Source organism: Nannocystis pusilla (assembly GCF_026626665.1).
Lineage (GTDB): Bacteria > Myxococcota_A > Polyangia > Nannocystales > Nannocystaceae > Nannocystis > Nannocystis pusilla.
In genome coordinates this window covers 1,760,257-1,781,372 of record NZ_JAPNKE010000002.1, presented here as the reverse complement: position 1 = coordinate 1,781,372, position 21,116 = coordinate 1,760,257, and the positions used below count along the sequence as shown (strand labels likewise).

The window sequence follows — 21,116 nt, the reverse complement described above, 5'->3', positions numbered from 1 at the left end:
GGCCTGACGAGCATGTCGATTCGGACATGTCCGATTCGACATGCTCGCTTGTCCATGTCCATCGTGACATGTCCGGAGGACAACGCCTGCGGGGAGCGTCAGGCGTCCGGCAAGGAGCAGATCCCGACGTTCTCGAGCCCCGGCGGGGCCGGGATGTCCTCGTACCAGGAGATGCACTCCTGGCCCTGGCCCGGGCAGGTGTTCGGGGCCGAGATGTCGCAGAACGGGACGCAACAGCCGGTGGACATCGGGTCACACTCGACGGCGAGCCCCGGGTCGAGGCAGGAGAGGCCGGGGTCGCAGACGTTGGCGAACTCGCAGCCGTCGAACGCCTGCCCCTCGTCACCGCTGGCGTCGAGGACACACAGGAAGGAGCCGAGGACCATCGGGTTGGGGATACAGAGGTCGCCGCCGGGGCAGTCCTGCGCCAGCGGATCGCACGGGGGGAAGCAGAGGGTCAGCACCCCGTCGGCGGCGAAGTTGCAGGTAAAGGTGGGATCGGGGCACGAGGGCGACTCGGGGTTGCCGGTGCACTGGAACACGCACACGCCCTCGCCCGTGTCGACGTCGACGTCCCAGCACATCAGCCCCTTGTCGCAGGTGTCTTCGCCGCTGACAGGGCCGCCGATGGCCTTGCAGGGCTCGCCGAAGCCGTCAGGGTTCGGCACGACGTCGACGCACTTGAGGCTCTCCCACGCATTGTCGCCGTCGCCGGAGTACGGCATGCACTTCTGGCCTTCGGGACAGTCTTGCGCCCAGACGTCGCAGGCCTTGGAAGTCCCGTCGTCGGGCACCATGACGAACCCCTGGCTGGTGTCGCCGGTGGTCAGGTCGCCGGCGCTAGAGCCCCCTCCGAGGACGAGGAGGTCGCGAGCGAGCCGGCGGTCGGGTCGTCGGGCGCCCCGGTCGTCGAGGGGACGCTCTCCGTGGTGGTGCCGGATCCGGTGGTGCTGGCCTCACCGGCGCTGCTGCCCGGATCGATCGGCCGCACGCTGCAGGCGGACGCGGAGAGGAGGAGCAGGACAGATGTTCGAAGGACATGTTTGTTGGAACCTGTATGAACGGCCAGATAGAAAGAGCGCCGGAGCGTCGCGGTGGACCCCGACCGTCGCGGGTGGGGTGGCGATGCGCCCGAGTGGTGTCGCGCCGGGGCCGGCGCCGAGTCCGCGGAGCCCGGCAAGGCCTGAAGCCGGGGCTCGACGGCGCTCGCGGAAAAACTACCATCTGAGCCGAGACTACCTTCTTTCCCATCACAAAACAGAAGAAACGACCATTCTTCCCGGCATGGACGCGTGGACCGCGGCACTTCGCCCCGCCGAAATCCATCACCAGAAACCCAAAAACGCTCCGGCGGCGCCGCGCCTTCAGCGCGGGACGGCGATTTCAAGCCCCGCGAAGATCTGCATCGGCACCCCGACGCGCGCTGCCCACTCGGCCTCGTTGTGCATCGCCCCCGGCGCGTGCACGTAAAACAGGTCGACCTCCGGCGTGTAGCCGATCGACTGCAGGATCGCGTCAAACTGCGCGTTCTCGCAGTAGTTGTCGAACGAGTCCGGCGCGTCGTCCTCGATGCCGTCCTGATCGGTGTCGACGCACGAGCCCTCGCCGCCGCTGTCGATGTAGATCGTGAAGTCGCGCTTGCCCGCCGCTTCGTACGTCTCGAGGATCGTCTCGTTGTGCAGCTCGAGCGAGCCCCAGCCGACCGTGCCCGACATGCTGATCGCCATGTCGTAGCGGTCGGGGTAAAAGTCGGCGATCGCCAGGCTGATGAGCCCCCCGAGCGACGAGCCCATCGTCCCCACCACCTCCGCGGGCCCGTACGCCGCCTCCATGCGCGGGCGAATCACCGTCTCCACGAGCTCCGCGTAGAGCTCCCCGTCGCCGCCGACCGGCTGGCCGTCGAGCTCGTCGGGCACCTGCGTGTACTCGTCCATGCGCGCCGGCGTGTTCGTGATCCCGACGACAAGCATGTTGGGCGGCGCGCTGGTCGTCAGCTGCCAGCCGCCGAAGAAAGCCGTCGGGTCGAACAGGTTCTGCCCGTCGTGGACGTACAGCGCGTGGGTGAACTCGCCGTCCTGCGGCACCAGCACCTCCAGGTCGCGCGGCACGAGCCCGAGGTCCGCGTCCTCGATCGCGTACCAGCGCTCGAGGTGGGCCGCGCTCGCGCGCACCAGCGAGTACGCCCCGAAGTCGTCGTAGCCGTGGCGGCGCCCGTACGGATCCGCGATCCACTGCATCGAGTCCGGCTCGTGAGATTTATAGAGGCTCCCGTCGGGCGCCGCGATCTCTTCTTCGATCCACCACAACGAACCGGCCTGGCTCATCGGCGTCGGCGCCCACTCGTTGTGGTCGCCGGCCAGCGTCCAACCCCCCTGTCCGCAGAGACAGGCGAACAGATAGCCGCCCGACGCCGCCTCCACCGGAAAACCCCGCGTTCGGCGATCGTGCGCATCGCCTCCTCCGCGTCGACCTCGCCGGCGATCGCCTTGCGCAGCAGCGCCTCGTCCTCCGACAGCTCGGGCTCGCCGGTGGTCGCGTCGGTCGCGGCCGTCTCCGCCTCCGTCGTCGCCGCGGTCGTCGCCTCGCCCGTCGACGTCGTCTCCGGCTCCGTCCCGCTCGTCGGCGTCGGTTCGGTCCCAGTAAAACTCTCGCCGAACGACGTCGACGGGCTCGCCGTCGTCATCGCCTCGCTGTCGGTCTCGGCGCCTCCGTCGGGCTGACAGGCCAGGACCAGGGCGACGAGCGGGAGGCAACGGGGGCGGCGCGCATGGCGGCGAAACATACGACAAGGGCGTCCGGCGTGCGACTCCCCGCTCGCAACGGCCTCGGAACAACGTTGCTCCGCGGTTCCTGCATGGCGCCCCGATGCCCTGTGTGCCGTCGAGGGGTCCGATACTGCCCCCACGGGCGCACCGTTCTCGCGTCTGTCCTCAGGGACAGTTTTACAAGGCCCTTCAGACATGTCTCGATGGACATGTCTCATCACGCTCCGTCGCCGAGCGCGCTCGCGGTGCGAGCCCTCTTCAGCCCGTGACGGCCCCCTCGCGGGCCGCCTCGGCCTCGGCCGCCAGCGACTCGCGCAGCTCGAGCGCCGCCGCGTCGTACGCCTTCACCTCCGGCCCGCGGTACACCAGGGCCGTCAGCGGCGGCAGGTCCAGCGTCGCCGCGCACGGCAGCGCTCCGCCGGCCGAGTGGTCCGCGATCAGCCGCTCCGGCCCGTCGTGGCCCGCCCCGCCGAACTGCGCCTCGTCCGACGACAGCATCCGCACCCACTCGCCCGGAGCCTCGAAGGGCACCGTGTAGTTCGTCCACGTCATCGGGGTGAAGTTGAGGATCACCAGGATCACCGCCCCCTGACGCGGGCGGCGGAGGAACGCCAGGGTGCTGCGCTTGTAGTCGTCGACGACGGCCCAGCGGAAGCCGAGCGGGTCGTGGTCGAGCTCGTACAGGGCCGGCTCGGCGCGCAGCAGGTGGCCGAGGCGGCCGACCCACTTCATCAGCCCCGCGTGCTCGGCCTCGGCGAGCAGGCCCCAGTCGAGCTGCCCGTCGTGGTTCCACTCGCGCACCTGGGCGAACTCGTCGCCCATGAACAGCAGCTTCTTGCCCGGCAGCCCGAACATGTAGGCGTACAGCAGGCGCAGGTTGGCCAGCCGGGCCGACCCGCCGCCTGTCCCCGGGGACATCTTGCGGACCAGCGAGCCCTTGCCGTGGACGACCTCGTCGTGCGACAGCGGCAGCATGAACCGCTCGGAGTAGGCGTACATCATGCGGAACGTGACGTCGCGGTGGTGCTGCGCGCGCGTCACCGGGTCGCGCCCGAAGTAGCGCAGCGTGTCGTGCATCCAGCCCATGTCCCACTTGAAGTCGAACCCGAGCCCGCCGTCCTCGACCCTGTGCGACACCCCCGGCCAGGCCGTCGACTCCTCCGCGATCACGATCGCCCCCGGCACCTCGGCGTGGATCGCCTGGTTGAGCGCGCGCAGGAACTCGATCGCCTCGAGGTTCTCGCGCCCGCCGAGGTGGTTCGGCAGCCACTGGCCCTCCTTGCGCGAGTAGTCGAGGTACAGCATCGACGCCACCGCGTCGACCCGCAGGCCGTCGACGTGGAACACCTGCAGCCACATCAGCGCCGAGCTGAGCAGGAAGCTGCGGACCTCGTGGCGCGCGAGGTTGAAGATCAGCGTGTTCCAGTCGGGGTGGACCCCGCGCCGCGGGTCGGCGTGCTCGTACAGGTGCGTGCCGTCGAAGTGGACCAGCCCGTGCCCGTCGTTGGGGAAGTGGGCCGGCACCCAGTCGAGGATCACGCCGATGCCCGCCTGGTGCAGCGCGTCGATCAGCGCCATCAGCTCCTGCGGCTCGCCGTAGCGGCGCGTCGGCGCGAAGTACCCCGTCGCCTGATAGCCCCACGAGCCGTAGAACGGGTGCTCCGTCAGCGGCATCAGCTCGACGTGGGTGAACCCGAGCGCGCGCACGTGGGCGATCAGCTTCGGCGCGACTGCCCGATAGGACAGGTGCTCGCCGCCCGGCCCGCGCATCCACGAGCCGAGGTGGACCTCGTAGATCGACATCGGCGCCGTCGGTGCCTGCCGCTCGGCCCGGCGCGCCAGCCAGGTCGCGTCGCCCCAGTCGTACGCGTGGTCCCACACCACAGAGGCGGTCGCCGGCGGCGCCTCGCTCATCAGCGCGTACGGGTCGGCCTTGTCGTGCGCGACCCCGTCGGCGCCGACGATGCGGAACTTGTAGAGCATGCCGCGCCGCGCCGCCGGCACGAAGCCGGTCCACACGCCGCCGCGGGCCGCGTGCAGCGGGTCGCGCGCGGCGTCCCACGCGTTCCACTCGCCGATCACGCTGATCGAGCGCGCGTTCGGGGCCCACACCGAGAAGTGGGCCCCCTCGCCGCCCGCGACCAGCCGCGCGCCCATGCGCTCCCACAGCCGCAGGTGCGTGCCCTCGCCCAGCAGGTGGTAGTCGAGGTCGCCCAGCGGGCTCGCCGGCTCCACCGTAACGGCTGTCTCTTGCGACATGTCCTGAAGCACCTGACCTTCCGTACCGGGTCTTTCGAGCATGTCCCGAGGTTCTCCCGCCGCCCCCCGGGCACGAGCCTCGCGCTCGCCAGCGCGTCGCGCTCGAGCAGCGCGGCCTCCACCGACACGTCCTCCGCGGCCTCGGTCGCCTCGACCTCCGGCGCGTTCGACTCCGCCAGCCCGCCGGCCTCGACCTTCGCCCGGGGTCGGCTCGCCTCGCCGTCCACCGACGCCGCGCCCGCGTCCGCCTCGATCGCCTGCACGCTCGCCTCGCCGGCCTCGACCGCCGCCGGAGCTTCGTGAGCCTCGCCGCTCGCGTTCGCCTCGTGCTCGCGGATGGCCGCCTCCATCGCCACCGCCTCCGCGACCGCCTCGGCCGCCTCGAGCTCCGTCACGTTCGCCTCGCCTGCCGTCGAGGCTCCGGCCATCTCGCCGGTCGCACTCGCCTCGTGCTCGCGGATGGCCGCCTGCGTCGACTCGGCGTCCGCGACCGCCTCGGCCGCTTCGAGCTCGGGCACGCTCGTCTCGCCGGCCTCGACCGCCGCCCTCGCCGCGTCGACGGTCCGCGCCTCACCCGGCGTCGGCGTCTCGCTCACGACCTCCGGCGCCTTCGCGGGCGTGCCGGCCTCGTCCGCCGCGCGGGCTCGCGTCGCGCTGCCGCGCTCGGGTGCGCGAGTCTCCTCGCGGCGGCTCGGGGTGGGTTTGCGCGGCGCGGAGCGTTCGGGTTTGCGAGGGCGAGGCATCCTGGCCGGCGGCTTTTACCGAGGAACGCGCGCCGTGCAAACCGCCCGCGGCCGCGGGACCGGAGGCTCGCGCGTGACCTTGCCGGGACGCGGATACGTGGGTCTTCGCGCCCCCGTGCGTGCGTCCACTCGCATCCTCGCGTCGGCTTGCGACGACGTCCGACGCGTGCGGCGCAGCTTGCACCTCGCCCTGTAGCGACGTCCGCCCCACGCTTCACCGCGGCCGTGCGGTCGAGGTCGGCACCTGCCGGATCGCCGTTTCGCGTCGCGGTCGTCACCCGTCGGTCACGACCGCGACACGCCGTTCTCAGCTCGCGCTGCGGGGCTCGCCGTCCTCGACCAGCATCAGCACCGTCATCGCTGCCGGCAGCAGCTCCAGGCTGTCCGTCGAGGCCGGCAGGATCTCCTCCTCGGCCGTCGGCGACGCCGTGTCGAGCACGCGCTGCCAGCGGCCCAGCTCCCGGCCCGGCAGCGCGAACTGAATTGGCACCTCGTCGGCGTTGAGCAGCACCAGCAGCGTCGCGTCGGTCACCGGCTCGCCGTGGGCGTCGCGGATCCCCGTCCCGTCGCCGCCGAGCAGCAGCGCCAGCGCGCGGGTCGACGGCGACACCCAGTCGCCGTGGCCCATCGCCCGCCCGTCGGGGCGCAGCCACGAGATGTCGCGCAGGCGGCTGTGCGGCCCGCTCGTGCCGGAGAAGAACCGCGTGCGGCGCAGCACCGCGAAGCGCGAGCGCAGGGCCAGCGCGCGGCGGGCGAACGCCAGCATCGCCTGTCCTTCGGGACCTGTCTCCCAGGACAGCCACGACGTCGGGTTGTCCTGGCAGTAGGCGTTGTTGTTGCCGCGCTGGGTGCGGCCGAACTCGTCGCCCGCGCCCAGCATCGGCACGCCCTGCGACACCGCCAGCGTCGTCAGGAAGTTGCGGACCGTGCGGCCGCGGATCGCCACCAGGCGCGGGTCCTCGCTCGGCCCCTCGACGCCCCAGTTGCTGCTGTGCTCGTGGTTGTTGCCGTCGCGGTTGTCTTCGCCGTTGGCGTGGTTGTGCTTCACGCTGTAGGCCGTCAGGTCGGCCAGCGTGAACCCGTCGTGGCAGGCCACGTAGTTGACGCTCGCCGTCGGCCCGCGGTCGGTCGCCGAGAACAGGTCCGACGAGCCGGTCAGGCGGTAGCCCAGCTCGCCGGCCAGGCCGAGGTCGCCGCGCCAGTAGCGGCGCACCGCGTCGCGGTAGCGGCCGTTCCACTCGGCCCACGGGTGCGGCGACCCGCCGAGCTGATAGCCGTGCGGGCCCACGTCCCACGGCTCCGCGATCAGCTTCAACTTCGACAGCAGCGGGTCCTGCCCGATCGCCGCCAGGAACGGGCTGTGGCGATCGACATCGGCCCCGCGCCGCGACAGCGCCGGCGCCAGGTCGAAGCGGAACCCGTCGACGTGCATGTGCTCGGCCCAGTAGCGCAGGCTGTCGAGCACCAGCTTCAGCGTCTGCGCGTGGCGCAGGTTGAGCGTGTTGCCGCAGCCGGTGAAGTCGGCGTTGTAGCGCGGCGCCGCCGGGTCGAGCAGGTAGTACGCGCGGTTGTCGATGCCGCGCAGCGACAGCGTCGGCCCGAGGTGCCCGCCCTCGCAGGTGTGGTTGTACACCACGTCGAGGATCACCTCGATCCCGGCGGCGTGCAGCGCCTTGACCATCGCCTTGAACTCGGCGATCTGCCCGCCCGGCCGCGGATCGGCGGCGTAGCGGGCCGCCGGCGCGAAGAACCCGAGAGTGCTGTAGCCCCAGTAATCCACCAGGCCGCGGCGGCGCACCTCCGGCTCGTCGTAGATCTCGTGGACCGGCAGCAGCTCGACCGCGGTCACGCCCAGCGACTTGAGGTGCTCGACGATCGGCGGCGAAGCCAGCCCCGCGTACGTCCCGCGCAGGTTGGGCGGCACCTGCGGGTGCAGCCGCGACATCCCCTTCACGTGCAGCTCGTAGATCAGCGTGTCGGTCCACGGCGTCGCCGGTCGGCGGTCGTCGCCCCAGTCGAACGCGTCGTCCGCCACCACTCCCTTGGGCGCGTCGGCGGCGTTGTCTTCGCGGTCGAACGCCAGGTCGCCGGCCGGGTCACCGAGGCGGTACGCGAACAGCTCGGCCGCGTTGCCGCTCGACGCCACCGCGCGCGCGTACGGGTCGAGCACCAGCTTGTGCGGGTTGTGGCGCAGCCCCGCGTGCGGCTCGTACGGCCCGTCCACGCGGTAGCCGTACAGCTGCCCCGGGCGCAGCCCCGGCACGTAGCCGTGGAAGATCCGACCTGTCCGTTCGGGCAGCTCGAGCGTCTCGCGCGGAGGTCGATGCGGCGCGTCGAACAGGCACAGGAACACCCGCGTCGCGGTCTCGGAGAACAGGGCGAAGTTCACGCCGTCGGCGTCGGCGTTCGCCCCGAGCGGGTCCGGTCGGCCGGGCCAGATCACGGAGGACACAGGCCAAACGCTACAACACCCGCCGCAGCGCGCGGCGACGGACCTGCCTGCGCGCGGACGGCGAGATCGGCGCCGATTCAGCGTTCGCCCCGGTCCATTTGCGCAGGTTCCGCTGTTGGGGCTTCGCAGCGCGGGCGCGGCCTGCTACTTGGATCGTGGCGCTCGGCCTCGCCCGGGCGCGCCGCAGCCATGCCACAAACCACCTCCTCGTCCGTCGGGCGCGTCGCCGGCGTCACCGTCCCGCTGTTCTCGCTGCGCTCCGAGCAGTCGTGGGGCATCGGCGAGATCGGCGACTTGCCCGCGTTCGCGGCCTTCATCGCCAAGGCCGGGATCTCCCTGATTCAGGTCCTCCCGCTCAACGAGATCTCCATCGGCAACACCTCGCCGTACGCCGCGCTGTCGGCGTTCGGCATCGATCCGATGTTCATCTCGCTGGGCCCGGTGGTCGACCTGCAGCACCTGAGCACCCGCGACGTCCTCGGTGCGTCGGGCGTCGCCGCGCTCGCGGCCGCCAAGAAGCGCGCCACCATCGACTACGACGCCGTCCGCCAGCTCAAGCGCAAGGCGCTCGTCGCCGGCCTGAAGCGCTTCGTCGAGCACGAGCTCGCCGCCGGCGCCGGCAAGTCGCCGCGGGCCCGCGCCTTCCTCGAATTCTGCGACGCCCAGCGCCACTGGTTGCCCGACTACGCCCTCTACCGCGCCATCAAGGACGCCCACCAGGGCGCCGCCTGGTGGCAGTGGGAGGATCCGCTGCGCGAGCGCGACCGCGCGGCCCTGCGCGCCGTCCAGGCTCGCCACGCCGAGACCATCCTCTACTACGAGTACGTCCAGTGGCTCGCCCACGCGCAGTGGGCCGCCGCGCGCGGCGAGCTGAAGAAGCTCGGCGTCGAGCTCATGGGCGACCTCCCCTTCATGGTCGATCGCGACAGCGCCGACGTATGGGTCCACCGCGGCGAGTTCCGCATGGACATGTCGGTCGGCGTCCCGGCCGATCAGTTCGACGAGGACGGCCAGGACTGGGGCCTCCCGCCCTATCACTGGCGGATCATGGCCGCGGGCGACCCCGACTTCGCGTGGTTGCGGCGGCGGGCCGCCTACAGCGCCACGCTCTACGACCGCTTCCGCATCGATCACCTGGTCGGCTTCTACCGCACGTACATGCGGCCCTACGAGAAGCGACGCGACGCCAGGGGCAAGCTCGTGCCCGGCACCTTCGATCCGCCGACCGAGCCCGAGCAGCTCGCCCACGGCGAGAAGGTCATCGGCGCCATCATGGCCAGCGCCGGCGAGCGCGGGCCAAGCTCATCGCCGAGGACCTCGGCTCGATCCCCGCCTACGTCGGCCCCTCGCTGCACAAGCTCGGCGCCCCCGGCTACAAGGTCCTGATCTGGGAGAAGGACGGCGACGCCTTCCGCGATCCTGCGGCCTACCCTGCCCTCTCGGTCGCCACCTTCGGCACCCACGACACCGCCCCCGTCGCCGTGTGGTGGGACGAGCTGTCCGACGCCGAGCGGGCCGAGGTCGTCAAGCTACCTGGCCTGAAGGACATGCCCGACATCGGCAAGGCCTTCACCCCGGCCGTCCACGCCGCCCTCCTCCATCTCGTCCTCGAGGCCGGCAGCGACCTCGTCCTCCTCCTCTTGCAGGACCTGCTCGGCGTGCGCGACCGGATCAACAAGCCCGCCACCCTGGGCGATCACAACTGGACCTGGCGGCTGCCGAGCCCGCTCGAGAAGCTGCGCGACGACCCCCAGGTCACCGCCGCGCTGACCCGGGTCAAGGCCGCCGTGGTCGCCAGCGGTCGGCGCATGCCCTGATCGACGACCTTGCGCGTCGCGGGGCGGCACCGACGACTGCCGCGCTGTGGTAGCCTCGCCGCGCATGTCGCTCCGCCCCCGTCTCCGCGCCCTCTGTGTCCCGCTCGCAGCCGTCGCGCTGCACCTCTTCGGCTGCCAGCCGACCGACGGCAAGTCCGACGCCAAGCCGGCCGCCAAGACCGAGGCCGCGGCGCCCAAGACCGACGCTCCGCCGGCGCCCGTCGCCGCCGCCCCCGACGTCAAGCCGGCGACCCCGGCCGCTGCGCCGAACGCTGCGGCCACCGTCGGCCAGGGTTCGGTCGTCACCCTCATCGAGGCCGGCGCCGAGCCGCGCGAGCCGCTGCGGCTCAAGCTCACCGCCGGGCAGGAGCAGGCGATGGTCATGACCATGCGCATGGGCATGGGCATGCAGATCGGCCCCAACGCCATGCCGAAGACCGACATCCCGCCGATGCAGATGACCATGAACCTCAAGGTCAGCGAGATCACCGGCGAGGGCGACATCCGCAGCGAGTTCAGCCTCGACAAGATCGAGGTCCTGCCCGACCCCAAGGTCCCCGCGGCCATGGTCGATCAGCTCAAGAGCGTCCTCGGCACCATGAACAAGATGTCGGGCACCTCGCTCATCACCCCGCGCGGCATCGTCAAGTCGGCCGACTTCAACATGCCGCCCGACGTGAACCCGCAGATCAAGCAGACCATCGACAGCATGCGGCAGCAGATCAACCAAATGTCGGTGCCCTTCCCCGAGGAGGCGCTCGGCATCGGCGCCAAGTGGACCGTCACCCAGCAGCTCGACCAGCAGGGCATGAAGCTCGACCAGGTCGCCACCTGGGAGCTCAAGGGCCGCGACGGCAGCGTCGTCCAGCTCGCCAGCACCATCGTCCAGACCGCCGCGCCGCAGAAGATCAGCGCCCCCGGCATGCCCGAGGGAGCCTCGGTCAGCCTCGATCGCCTCGACTCCACCGGCGCCGGCACCAACGAGGTCGACCTGACCCGCGTCGCCCCGATCAAGGGCGACATGAACATGAAGTCCTCGATCGCCATGACCACCGACGCCAACGGCGTGAAGATGCCGATGACCATGGACATGGACCTCAACCTGCAGATCAGCGGCAAGTAAGCCGCGCCTTCTCTGCCCTCTCGACGAGCGGCGCCCCCTCGCGGGCGCCGTTTTTCGTTGGGTCCGTCCGGGCTGACGCAGGGCAATTTCGCCCCGCGCAAAGGACGCTGGTCCGGTCCGCCCGCTGGTGCCTCCCGGCTCGGCGGGTAAAACTTACAATCGAACCAATCAAACTTAACTCCTTGCGTTGGTTTCGGAGGTTGTATAAGACTTGTTGCAAGGATTAACTGTTTTGCAGCTTTATCACTTGCCTACCTCTCTTGCGGACGCCTGCACTTGCGCAGGCGCGCGCCGGCGAGCAGGCGGCTGCCGGCGGGGGATCCAGAGAACATGTCGCAACGTGCATGTCCATAAGGCCATGTCGTTGCTCAACCGGCTCTACCGACGCGAGGAAGGTGTGAAATGAAGCGAATTTGGACGACCCTTACGGCCGCTCTGGTGCTGATGGCGTGTGAGAACAAGGATCCGCAGGATCCGACCGCCGGCGTCAACACCACCTCGTCGGGCGAGGACAGCGAGAGCGACAGCGAGAGCACCACCGCCGGGCCCTCCGATCCGCCGGCCACCAGCGACCCGCCGGCCACCAGCGCCGCGGAGACGGAGACCGAGACCTCCGGCGACACCGGCGACACCACCTGCAACTTCCTCGGCTGCGAGACCACCGGCGGCACGGGGATCGCCCCGGAGTGCGACAACTGGACCCAGGACTGCCCGGAGGGCCAGAAATGTTCCGCCTACGCCGACGACGGCGGCACCTCGTGGAACAACCTCAAGTGCGTGCCCGTGGAGGAGAACAGCGGCGCCCCGGGCGACCCGTGCACCGTCGAGGGCAACGGCGTCAGCGGCGTCGACTCGTGCGGCAAGGGCTCGATGTGCTGGAACGTCGACGGCGACACCGGCCAGGGCACCTGCGTCGGCCTGTGCACCGGCTCGCCCGACGCCACCGACTGCGCCGACCCGCAGACCACCTGCGTGATCGCCAACGAGGGCGTGCTCAACCTGTGCCTGCCCTCGTGCGACCCGCTGCTGCAGAACTGCATGGGCAACGACCTGTGCCTGCCGAACCCCGACGACGAGGGCTTCGTGTGCGTCCTCGACGCCTCCGGCGAGACCGGCGTCGCCTTCGACCCGTGCGAGTACGCCAACGCCTGCGACAAGGGCCTCGTCTGCCAGGACCCCGGCTTCGCCACCGAGTGCGACCCCGCGGCGCTCGGCTGCTGCCTGCCCTACTGCGACGTCACCGAGCCCGACTGCCCCGGCGCCGGCCAGGACTGCATCCAGTGGTACGACCCCGGCACCGCCCCTCCGGGCCTGGAGAACCTCGGCCTGTGCGGCATCCCGATGGGCTGACGCCTCTCGCTTGAACCTTACCGCGGGGACATGTCCGAAAGGCCATGTCCCCGCGGTCTACTGTCACACCGCCGCCGCCGCGCCCAGGGCCCGCGCCACCAGCACGCCCATCCACACCAGGCAGACCGCCTGCACCGCGAACGCGGTGAAGCGCAGCTTGACCGCCGCGGCGGAGCCCGACGCGATGTGGATCACCGTCTGCGCCACGCGGGCCGCCAGGTAGGCGATCGCCAGCGTGTCCATGCGCGGCGAGCCGGCGTGGACCACCGCGCCGGTCAGCACCACCGCCGCGAACAGCGGCAGGTTCTCGACGCAGTTGAGGTGCGCCCGCATGGTCCGGCGGTAGCGGTCGGAGCCGTGGGGCACGTCGGCCGGAAACCCGCCCTCGGGGGCCGTCCCCATGGCCACGGCCAGCACGCGGGGTGTCACGATCCCGAGGACGGCGACGAGGAGGGTCCACGCCCCGAACCCGAGCAAGCAGAGCAGCGGTGTATGCATCGTCGCGATGATACCGACTCCCGGCCGTGACCTGGAGCGACACACGCGCGGCCACCGCCTGGAGCGTGGGGAACAGCGAAGTGAGCAGCGTTCGGCCCGCGGCGGCCTCACGGCGGGCGGCGGCCGCGGGCATGACCTGGGCCACGGCGGCCGCAACCGGGCCCGGATTGCGCGAACGCGCGGGGCCTGTTACCTCTCGCCGGGACCCGTGCGGAACTCGCGTCTATCGATCGTCTCCGGCCTGCTCGCGAGCCTGTCGCTGGGCTCGTGCCTCTACGACTCCAACCCGCCCGACCTCACCGGTCAGGACGTTCGGCTCACGATCCTGCACACCTCGGACGTGCACTCGCGGATCTTGCCGTACGACCACGATCCTCTTTACACCGAGCAGCAGCTCGGGCTCGCCGAGGGTCGCGGGCCGTACGGCGGCGTCGCCAAGATGGCCCACATCGTCAAGCGCGAGCGGGAGCACGCCGGGCGGTCGCTGTGGCTCGACTCGGGCGACCTGTTCCAGGGCGCCCCGATCTTCAACATCTTCGGCGGCGAGGCCGAGGTGCGGGCGATGTCGATGGCCGGCCTCGACGCCATGGCGCTCGGCAACCACGAGTTCGACCACGGCCCGGAGAACGTGCTCGAGCAGTTCTCGAGCTTCGGCGACTTCGACCTGCTCGCGGCCAACTACGAGTTCGAGGACGACGCCAAGCCGTTCGCCACCAAGTTCGACATCATCGTCAAGCCGTTCGTCGTCTACAACGTCGACGGCCTCAAGCTCGGCATCATCGGCATGGGCAACCTGAGCTCGATGAACAGCCTCGAGGACGGCACCAACAGCCTGGGGATCCTGCCGAAGGAGACCCTGCAGACCGTCCAGTTCTACACCAACTTCCTGCGCGAGTCGGTCGACCTGGTGGTCCTGCTCGACCACCTCGGCCTCACCGAGGACGAGGTGCTGGCGCGCAACATCTGTGGCCTCGACCTGATCCTCGGCGGCCACCACCACATCGCCCTCAGCCCGCCCAAGCTCATCGACTACAACCCCGACGCCCAGTACATCTCGGCCCGGCCCGACATGGACGCCGAGGTCGTGACGGTCGACAGCGAGGGCGAGGAGGACGATCCGGAGGCCGGCGCCGATCCCGACGGCACCGACCCGCCGCGCGGGATCGGCGAGTGCAAGCCGGAGCACCGGCGCCAGACCCTGCTGGCCCACCCGAACGCCTTCTCCAAGTTCGTCGCCCGGCTCGACATCGTGGTCCGCGACAAGCGCATCACCTCGCACAAGTTCAAGCTGTTCCCGATCGACACGACCGTCCCCGAGGACGCCGACACCCGGACGTCCTGCAGGAGTACCTCAACGAGATGCAGCAGACGCTGCTGCTCGACCGCGTGATCACCACCGCGACCGAGCCGCTGCGGCGCTTCGGCAACACCGGCGGCGACAGCATGCTCGGCAACCTGGTCGCCGAGGCGATGCAGTACCGCCGCTACATCGAGACCGAGTTCTGCGTCACCAACTCGCTCGGCATCCGCACCGACATCCTCGCCGGCCCGATCACGTACGAGCAGATGTACAACGTGATGCCGTTCGAGAACACGATCACGACGATGATCCTGAGCGGCCTCGAGGTCCAGGAGCTGCTCGACTTCGCCACGCGGTCGAGCGCCGAGCGCGGCTGCAACTCGCAGATCCAGGTCTCCGGCATCAGCTTCACGATGAACTGCCGCACCGGCAAGGCCGAGGACATCCACGTCAACGGCGAGCCGCTCGAGGCCGCCCGCGCCTACGACATGTGCACCAACGACTACATGGCGTGGGGCGGCAGCGGCTTCCGCATGCTCAAGCGCAACACCACCAAGGTCAACACCGGCATCCCGATCCGCGAGGCGATGATCCAGTACATGCGCGACATCCCGCATGCCCGCCTGCTACGACGCGAACACGCCGCTCGACCTGTGCAAGTCCGGGTACGCGGTGCCCGACGGCCGGATCGTCACCAAGTACTAGGAACGAGGACGCCGCCATGAACTCGAAGCACCCCGTCCTCGCGCTCGCCCTCGTCCTCGCCGGCGGCTCCGCCTGCGTGCAGGAGATCGACAAGAGCACCGGCAAGGTCGCGCCGCTCACCTTCAAGGTCGAGCTCGAGGGCGCGGCCGGCACCGAGAAGAACCCGCTGCCCTACAGCAGCACCGGCCGGCAGTTCGTCCTCGACGTCCGCGCCGTCGACGACGCCGGCGAGCCGGCCACCTGGTTCTCGGGACAGGTCTACCTCGACGTCGCCCCGCGCGGGCGGCTCGCGCAGGGCCAGGCCAACACCATCACGATCAAGGACGGTCAGGCGCTGGGCGTCCCCGTCGAGGTCGTGCGGGCCCACGGCGCCACCAACATCTGGGTCGAGGACCGCGGCAGCGAGGAGGCCCCCGGCAGCTACGCCACCGGCCTGTCGCCGACGATCCACATCGCCCACCCGACGCTGCGGGAGATCAACGAGACCGACATCCCGGCCAGCTCGCCGCTCGACGGCGACTTCGTCAAGGTCAACGCCGACGGCCGCACGCTGGTGGTCACCGGCATCGCCGTCGACGGCTTCTACCTGACCGACCTGTCCGACATGACGGCCGGCTACAACGCCATCTTCGCCCACACCCACTCGCGGCCGAAGGGCATCGAGCAGGGCTCGGTGATCGAGGAGATCATCGGCACCGTGGTCGAGTTCTACGGCTTTACCGAGCTCGGCTTCCCGACCTATCGGGTCGGCGGCAAGCTGTCCAACCTGGTGCCGTTCGAGGTCACCGGCGATCTCGTCGACGACGATCAGGCGATGGAGAAGCTGGAGAGCCGTCTGGTCGAGGTGCGAGACGTCACGGTGTGTCCGCTCGGTGACGGCTACGCGACGTTCGGCCAGTGGGTGGTGCTCGTCGACCCTGCCGGCAACTGCAACAGCGGCAAGGGCGGCGTCAACGTCGTCAGCGCCCTCAGCGCGACGGGCTTCGACCCGGCCGACCACGTCGGCGGCAAGCTGCACATCGTCGGCGACCTGCGTTACCACGCCGCCGCGCGACCGTCCTGGCTGCTCTACACCCGCAACGACGACGACATCGAGGTCGTCGGCCAATAGCGACGGGCCGCGTCTGGGCGACCGTGGCTGGTGGACCGCGGCGGCGCCCGCGTGCTGCGCCGGCGACGGTCCGACGACGCTGGTTGTCGACCGCGTCACAGCGTTCGCTGGGGGATCGCCTCACAAGGGGACCTCGGGACCGGACCTCGCTTGCTGCGATCACGGGGGCCCGGCTTGACATCGCGCATGGCCGCAAAGTAAGTGTCCGGGCGCACGGAACGCCACTCTGGCGGCACGCGCCGCGAATCACTGCACGGCCTCTCGAGGCCACGAGATACGAAGGAGCTGGATCATGCGTCGACTCGTCCCCTGCACCGCGCTGTGTCTGCTCGCCTGCAACGCGTTCAACAACAACACCACCGCCGGCGACGACGCGACCGCCACCGACACCGCGGGCACCACCGACAACCCGCCGACCACGACCAACCAGCCGACCGAAGGCGGCGGCCTGCAGGACACGAACATCTACGACCTGCAGCAGGACAAGGTCACCCCGAACACGCTCGTGCGCGTCAAGGACGTGGTCGTCGTCTCGCCGACGAAGTTCAGCGGCAGCGGGGCCGGCAGCGTGTTCATTCAGGAGCAGGACGGCGGCGAGTACTCCGGCATCCAGCTCTACATCTACCCGGACACCGCGACCGAGCTGATGGCTCAGGGCAAGGTGCCGAAGCCGGGCGACAAGCTCACCGTGGTCGGCGAGTACGTCGAGTACAAGGCGATGGACGACACCGGCTCGGAGACGTTCAGCGAGATCAACATCTCGCTCGCCGACGACATCATGATCACCGGCACCGCCACCGCTCCGACCCCGCCGGTCGTCTCGCCGCCCGACATCGCCAACGGCGGCGCGCTGACCGAGGTGTGGGAGAGCGTCCCGGTCACCGTCGAGAACGTCAGCGTGACCAACGCCGACCTCGGCTTCGGCGAGTTCGAGGTCACCGGCGGCCTGCGCATCGACGACATGTTCTTCCTGCCCGAGGGCGGGCCCAAGCCGCCCGTCGACACCATGCTGACCCTCACCGGGCCGCTGGTGTACAACTTCGGCAACTTCAAGCTGGTCCCGCGCAGCTGCGACGACTACGTCGGCTTCGAGTGCGAGGGCGGCAACACGACCGACACCGACACCACCACCGGCCCGATGGGCGCGGTCACGATCTTCGACATCCAGCAGGGCAAGGTCGGCGAGGGTGACTTCGTCACCATCGAGAACGTGGTCGTCACGAGCCCGCTGACCTTCAAGGGCGACGGCTTCTTCGTCCAGGACCCGGCCGGCGGCGAGTACTCCGGCATCTACGTCTACATCAACCAGAACCCCGACATGCTCGCGGTCCAGCCCGGCGACGTCGTCACCATCAACGGGCTCTACGGCGAGTTCTACGACATGTCCCAGATCACCGCGGGCCAGGCCGGCGACGTGGTGGTCACCGGCACCGACGCGGTGCCCTCCCCGATCGTCGTCGACGCCGCCGACGTCGCCACCGGCGGCGCGATGGCCGAGAACTACGAGTCGGTCCTCGTGACCGTCGAGAACGTCACCGTCGCCACCGAGGCCAACAACTTCGGCGAGTGGACCGTCGACGGCGGCCTCATCCTCGACGACCAGTTCTTCGCCACCGCCGACTGGCCCAAGCCGATGGTCGGCGACGCCTTCACCTCGATCACGGGCGCGCTGGTGTACAGCTTCGAGAACTTCAAGCTGGCGCCGCGCACCGCCGACGACATCGCCCAGTAAGTCTCCCCTCGCCCGCCTGCCCGCCGTAGCCCGCAGCCCTGGCCCCGTTGCCGAGAGCGACCACGTACCCCATGCAGTGGCCCCTTCCCGCCGCCGTCCTCGCCGTCGCCTGGCTCGCGCCCGGCCTCGCCCTCGCGCTCCAGCCCAGCACCGGCACCGAAAGTCCGCCGCCGGGCTCGAGCCAACCGCCGCCCACCGCGACGCAGTCGCCCACGCTGCAGCCGCCGGCCCCCTCGGCCGCGCCGCCGCCGGTGGAGCCGGACGTCACCGGTCTCGAAGGCCCCGCCGCGCCGACCAGCACGCCGGCCGTCGACGTCGAGGCGCTGCAGAAGGAGCTCCGGGCCCTGCGCACGCGGGTCGACCGCGCCGAGAAGCGCCTGTCGATCCAGGAGCAGCGGCGCACGATCGACGACCAGCGGGCCATGCCGTCGACCGGCTACAACCAGTGGACCGCCGGCAACGCGATGGCGACGCGCATCACGTTCGCCATCTCCGACGACAACCTGCTCGCCGGCGCCAAGGACCGCTCGCCCTCGGCCGGCTTCAAGCTGGCGGCCGACCGCCTGTTCTACGACGCCATCGAGCAGGAGAAGCGCGGCTTCGAGACGGAGACGCAGCTCGTTGTCTACAAGCGCATGCCGACGTTCTTCAAGCGGATGGACGCGGAGGCGGCGTTCGTCACCGAGATCGAGCAGTGGCACGACGGCAAGACGTTCCAGAACTACACGACGCTCAGCGACGACGGCTCGTACGGCAAGCTCAACTTCTACACGAAGCGCAACGACTACACCGGCGATAACATCTCGCTGACGATGTTCCCGGTGGACTCGCAGCGGTTCCTGCTCGAGTACACGTACGCGGTCACGTGGGGCGGCGAGCGCATGTTCCCCAACAACACCGGTCAGACGCCGGGCCTCCGCCTGCGCTACGACTGGAACGTCGGCACCGGCAAGGACAGCTACGTGTTCCTCGGCGCCAAGTCGGCGCGCCTGCTCAACGAGAAGATCAACGAGCCGCAGACCTACTACTCGGCGCTGGCCGGCTTCGGCATCGGCTTCACCCCCTGGCTCGCCTGGGAGGTCAACGGCGGCTACTACCAGTCGGGCGCGTTCCCGATGTTCTCGCCGAACTCGCGGATCGGCGGCAAGACGGTCCAGACCTTCGGCGGCTCGACCCGCCTCACCGCCCACTGGGGCGTCCCGATCGGCACCTCGATCGACTTCCGCTGTTCCGCTACAGCCCCGACGCCAGCTTCCTGCTGACGCAGAACCAGATCTACGACAACCGCATCGCCGGCTCGGCCGCGGTCGAGTTCACCACGGTCGGCCAGACGCTGCAGAAGTTCGAGGAGCCCGACACCACGCGGATCCAGCCGGCCAAGGCGGCCGCGTTCCTCGGCAAGCTGCGCATCAAGAAGCTGCGCCTGTTCGCCAACGCCATCTACCGGGACCTGGCCTTCGTGGTCCTCTCGATCCCGGGCGTGTTCCCGTACCAGACGTTCCCCCACGAGGCGAAGGTCTCCCCGGAGCTGTGGGGCTCGCTCGGCTTCGACTACTACTTCGAGCGCTCGAAGCTGACGCCCGGCGCGGTGCTGGCCTACAAGTCCCCGGCGTCGATCAAGGTCGGCGACACGACCAACGTCTACCGCGAGTACTGGGACCAGGAGGTCCTCCCCGCCGGCGAGAACCCGTTCGACATCCTGTCGGGCAAGCTGACGCTGAAGTGGGACATCGCGCCGTTCTTCGTGGTCGTGTCCGAGCTCCGCTACACGCTCGACAACAACCGCACGAAGTTCGTCAAGGCGAGCAACGAGTCGGGCCGGATCCGCGTGTTCGAGGACCCGAACGTCACCAACCGCCTCGGCTTCTTCCTGCTCGCGCAGGCGCGCTGGTAACGGCTGCGCCCCCTGCGCCCCCTGACGCTCGCCTCGCGGGCCGGGCTCGAAGGGCTCGGCCCGCGCTGCTTAACGTCTACGCGCCCGCGACGGACAGCGGCAGCGACTGGAGCCCGCGCAGCCCCATGTTGGCGCGCCAGCGGATCTGGTCGGCCGGGACCGCGAGGCGCAGGCCCGGGAAGCGCCGCAGCAGCGCGGGGATGGCCACGCGCGCCTCCACGCGGGCGAGCGGCGCGCCGAGGCAGTAGTGGGCGCCGAAGCCGAACGCGACGTGGCGGTTCGGCTCGCGGGTGATGTCGAGCCGGCCGGCGTCGGCGAAGGCCGCCTCGTCGAGGTTCGCCGAGGCGAGCAGCAGCGTGAGCGTGGTGCCCCGCGGGATCCGGACGCCCGCGATCTCGAGGTCCTCGCGGACGAACCGCGGCGACACCGTGCCGACCGGGTTGGTGAAGCGCAGCAGCTCCTCGATCGCGCCGTCGATCCGCTCGGGGCGCTCGCGCAGCAGCCGGAGCTGCTCGGGGTGCTGCAGCAGCGCCAGCACGCCGTTGCCGATCAGGTTCACGGTCGTCTCGTGGCCGGCGAACAGCAGCAGGAAGACCATCGAGATGAGCTCGTCCTCGCCGAGCCGGTCGCCGCCCTCCTCGGCCTGCACGAGCGCCGTCACGAGGTCGTCGCCCGGCTGCTCGCGCCGCAGCTGCACGAGGCGCCGGAGGAACCGGTTGAGCCGCATCATGTTGCGGTAGTTGAAGACGAACCCGGCGAGGTTCATGCCCTCCGGATCGAGGACCTTGCCGATCAGCTCGCGGAAGCGCATCCGCTCGGGCTCGGGCACGCCGAGCATCTCCGAGATGACGGTCAGCGGCAGCGGCAGCGCGAGGTCGGCGATCAGATCGAAGACCGGCTTGTTCGCCGCGGCGTCCAGCAGCTCGGCGGTGATCTGCTCGACGCGCCCGTTCAGGCGCTCGACCATGGCCGGGGTGAAGGCCTTCTGCACGAGGTTGCGCAGGCGGCGATGGTCCGGCGGGTCCTTCATGACCATGCTGCCGAGGAACAACTTCATGATGCTCGGCATCCACCAGCGCTCGAGCGGCCCCTTGCCGCCGTCGCCGACGTTGCGGCGATCGTTGGCGACCCGCGGGTCTCGCAGCACGCTCATCACGTCGTCGTAGCGAGTGATGACGAGGCTGTCCTGGAACCACGTGCGCCAGTGCAGCACCGGCCCCAACCTCCGCAGCCGGGCGTACGCGGCGTAGGGGTCGGCCTTCGCCTCCGGCCGCTCGATCTCGCGGCGGACGTCGAGCCGCACGGGCTTCGATGACTCGAACGCAGTCCTCATGTTAGTTCGTCCTTCGAGGCCGCGTGGGGCGCCT

At 70.2% G+C, this 21,116-nt stretch carries 20 protein-coding genes; 12 read left to right on the top strand and 8 right to left on the bottom strand.

Annotated features, from left to right (window positions below):
• Window positions 1-98: 98 nt before the first annotated feature.
• Window positions 99-797 (bottom strand): ribulose phosphate epimerase, encoded by a 699-nt coding sequence (locus OV079_RS07885; RefSeq protein ID WP_267767173.1) that lies wholly within the window; start codon window positions 795-797, stop codon window positions 99-101.
• A gap of 132 nt (window positions 798-929) precedes the next feature.
• Between OV079_RS07885 and OV079_RS07880 the strand changes: the two genes are divergently transcribed.
• Complete coding sequence (locus OV079_RS07880; protein WP_267767172.1) at window positions 930-1,061, top strand: hypothetical protein; 132 nt, start codon at window positions 930-932, stop codon at window positions 1,059-1,061.
• Window positions 1,062-1,364: 303 nt separating this feature from the next.
• Here the strand turns inward: OV079_RS07880 and OV079_RS07875 are convergent, their stop codons facing one another.
• Window positions 1,365-2,420, bottom strand: a complete 1,056-nt coding sequence (locus tag OV079_RS07875; protein WP_267767171.1) for an alpha/beta hydrolase — start codon at window positions 2,418-2,420, stop codon at window positions 1,365-1,367.
• A gap of 24 nt (window positions 2,421-2,444) precedes the next feature.
• Here OV079_RS07875 and OV079_RS07870 point away from each other — a divergent pair, with 24 nt between their 5' ends.
• Complete coding sequence (locus OV079_RS07870; RefSeq protein ID WP_267767170.1) at window positions 2,445-2,720, top strand: hypothetical protein; 276 nt, start codon at window positions 2,445-2,447, stop codon at window positions 2,718-2,720.
• A 303-nt stretch (window positions 2,721-3,023) separates the two neighbouring features.
• Here the strand turns inward: OV079_RS07870 and glgB are convergent, their stop codons facing one another.
• The 3 genes from glgB to glgX all read right to left on the bottom strand — a co-directional run bounded on the left by glgB (window position 3,024) and on the right by glgX (window position 8,219).
• Complete coding sequence (gene glgB, locus OV079_RS07865) at window positions 3,024-4,940, bottom strand: 1,4-alpha-glucan branching protein GlgB (protein WP_420829509.1); 1,917 nt, start codon at window positions 4,938-4,940, stop codon at window positions 3,024-3,026.
• Complete coding sequence (locus OV079_RS07860) at window positions 4,844-5,620, bottom strand: hypothetical protein (RefSeq protein ID WP_267767169.1); 777 nt, start codon at window positions 5,618-5,620, stop codon at window positions 4,844-4,846. The genes glgB and OV079_RS07860 overlap by 97 nt, the downstream gene beginning before the upstream one ends.
• A 454-nt stretch (window positions 5,621-6,074) precedes the next feature.
• The gene (gene glgX / locus OV079_RS07855; protein WP_267767168.1) at window positions 6,075-8,219 is read right to left on the bottom strand and encodes a glycogen debranching protein GlgX; all 2,145 of its coding nucleotides are present in this window, start codon (window positions 8,217-8,219) and stop codon (window positions 6,075-6,077) included.
• Window positions 8,220-8,408: 189 nt separating this feature from the next.
• Between glgX and OV079_RS07850 the strand changes: the two genes are divergently transcribed.
• The 4 genes from OV079_RS07850 (at window position 8,409) to OV079_RS07835 (ending at window position 12,509) form a co-directional block, all read left to right on the top strand.
• Complete coding sequence (locus OV079_RS07850; RefSeq protein ID WP_267767167.1) at window positions 8,409-9,605, top strand: 4-alpha-glucanotransferase; 1,197 nt, start codon at window positions 8,409-8,411, stop codon at window positions 9,603-9,605.
• Window positions 9,524-10,036, top strand: coding sequence for a 4-alpha-glucanotransferase (locus tag OV079_RS07845; protein ID WP_267778477.1), 513 nt, complete (start codon window positions 9,524-9,526; stop codon window positions 10,034-10,036). The genes OV079_RS07850 and OV079_RS07845 overlap by 82 nt, the downstream gene beginning before the upstream one ends.
• 64 nt (window positions 10,037-10,100) lie before the next feature.
• Complete coding sequence (locus OV079_RS07840) at window positions 10,101-11,159, top strand: DUF6263 family protein (protein WP_267767165.1); 1,059 nt, start codon at window positions 10,101-10,103, stop codon at window positions 11,157-11,159.
• A 402-nt stretch (window positions 11,160-11,561) separates the two neighbouring features.
• Window positions 11,562-12,509 carry a ribulose phosphate epimerase gene (locus OV079_RS07835; RefSeq protein ID WP_267767164.1) on the top strand — a complete coding sequence of 316 codons (948 nt, stop codon included), beginning with the start codon at window positions 11,562-11,564 and terminating at the stop codon, window positions 12,507-12,509.
• A 63-nt stretch (window positions 12,510-12,572) separates the two neighbouring features.
• Here the strand turns inward: OV079_RS07835 and OV079_RS07830 are convergent, their stop codons facing one another.
• Complete coding sequence (locus OV079_RS07830) at window positions 12,573-13,007, bottom strand: MAPEG family protein (protein WP_267767163.1); 435 nt, start codon at window positions 13,005-13,007, stop codon at window positions 12,573-12,575.
• Between the two features lie 208 nt (window positions 13,008-13,215).
• Between OV079_RS07830 and OV079_RS07825 the strand changes: the two genes are divergently transcribed.
• The 5 genes from OV079_RS07825 (at window position 13,216) to OV079_RS07805 (ending at window position 19,117) form a co-directional block, all read left to right on the top strand.
• A complete protein-coding gene (locus OV079_RS07825; RefSeq protein WP_267767162.1) occupies window positions 13,216-14,397 on the top strand; it encodes a bifunctional metallophosphatase/5'-nucleotidase in 1,182 nt (393 codons plus the stop codon).
• Window positions 14,367-15,032, top strand: coding sequence for a 5'-nucleotidase C-terminal domain-containing protein (locus OV079_RS07820; protein ID WP_267767161.1), 666 nt, complete (start codon window positions 14,367-14,369; stop codon window positions 15,030-15,032). Before OV079_RS07825 ends, OV079_RS07820 begins: the two co-directional genes overlap by 31 nt.
• Entirely contained in the window at window positions 15,029-16,123 is a 1,095-nt protein-coding gene (locus tag OV079_RS07815; protein ID WP_267767160.1) for a hypothetical protein, read from the top strand. The genes OV079_RS07820 and OV079_RS07815 overlap by 4 nt, the downstream gene beginning before the upstream one ends.
• Before the next feature lie 292 nt (window positions 16,124-16,415).
• The gene (locus OV079_RS07810; protein WP_267767158.1) at window positions 16,416-17,855 is read left to right on the top strand and encodes a hypothetical protein; all 1,440 of its coding nucleotides are present in this window, start codon (window positions 16,416-16,418) and stop codon (window positions 17,853-17,855) included.
• Window positions 17,856-17,926: 71 nt separating this feature from the next.
• The gene (locus tag OV079_RS07805; protein ID WP_267767157.1) at window positions 17,927-19,117 is read left to right on the top strand and encodes a hypothetical protein; all 1,191 of its coding nucleotides are present in this window, start codon (window positions 17,927-17,929) and stop codon (window positions 19,115-19,117) included.
• Window positions 19,118-19,130: 13 nt separating this feature from the next.
• On the opposite strand, the gene OV079_RS07800 is transcribed toward OV079_RS07805, so the two are convergent.
• The gene (locus OV079_RS07800) at window positions 19,131-19,295 is read right to left on the bottom strand and encodes a hypothetical protein (RefSeq protein ID WP_267767156.1); all 165 of its coding nucleotides are present in this window, start codon (window positions 19,293-19,295) and stop codon (window positions 19,131-19,133) included.
• A 19-nt stretch (window positions 19,296-19,314) separates the two neighbouring features.
• On the opposite strand from OV079_RS07800, the gene OV079_RS07795 reads away from it, so the two are divergent.
• Window positions 19,315-19,749, top strand: coding sequence for a hypothetical protein (locus OV079_RS07795; RefSeq protein WP_267767155.1), 435 nt, complete (start codon window positions 19,315-19,317; stop codon window positions 19,747-19,749).
• Window positions 19,750-19,825: 76 nt separating this feature from the next.
• Here the strand turns inward: OV079_RS07795 and OV079_RS07790 are convergent, their stop codons facing one another.
• Entirely contained in the window at window positions 19,826-21,082 is a 1,257-nt protein-coding gene (locus OV079_RS07790) for a cytochrome P450 family protein (protein WP_267767154.1), read from the bottom strand.
• Between the last annotated feature and the right edge of the window lie 34 nt (window positions 21,083-21,116).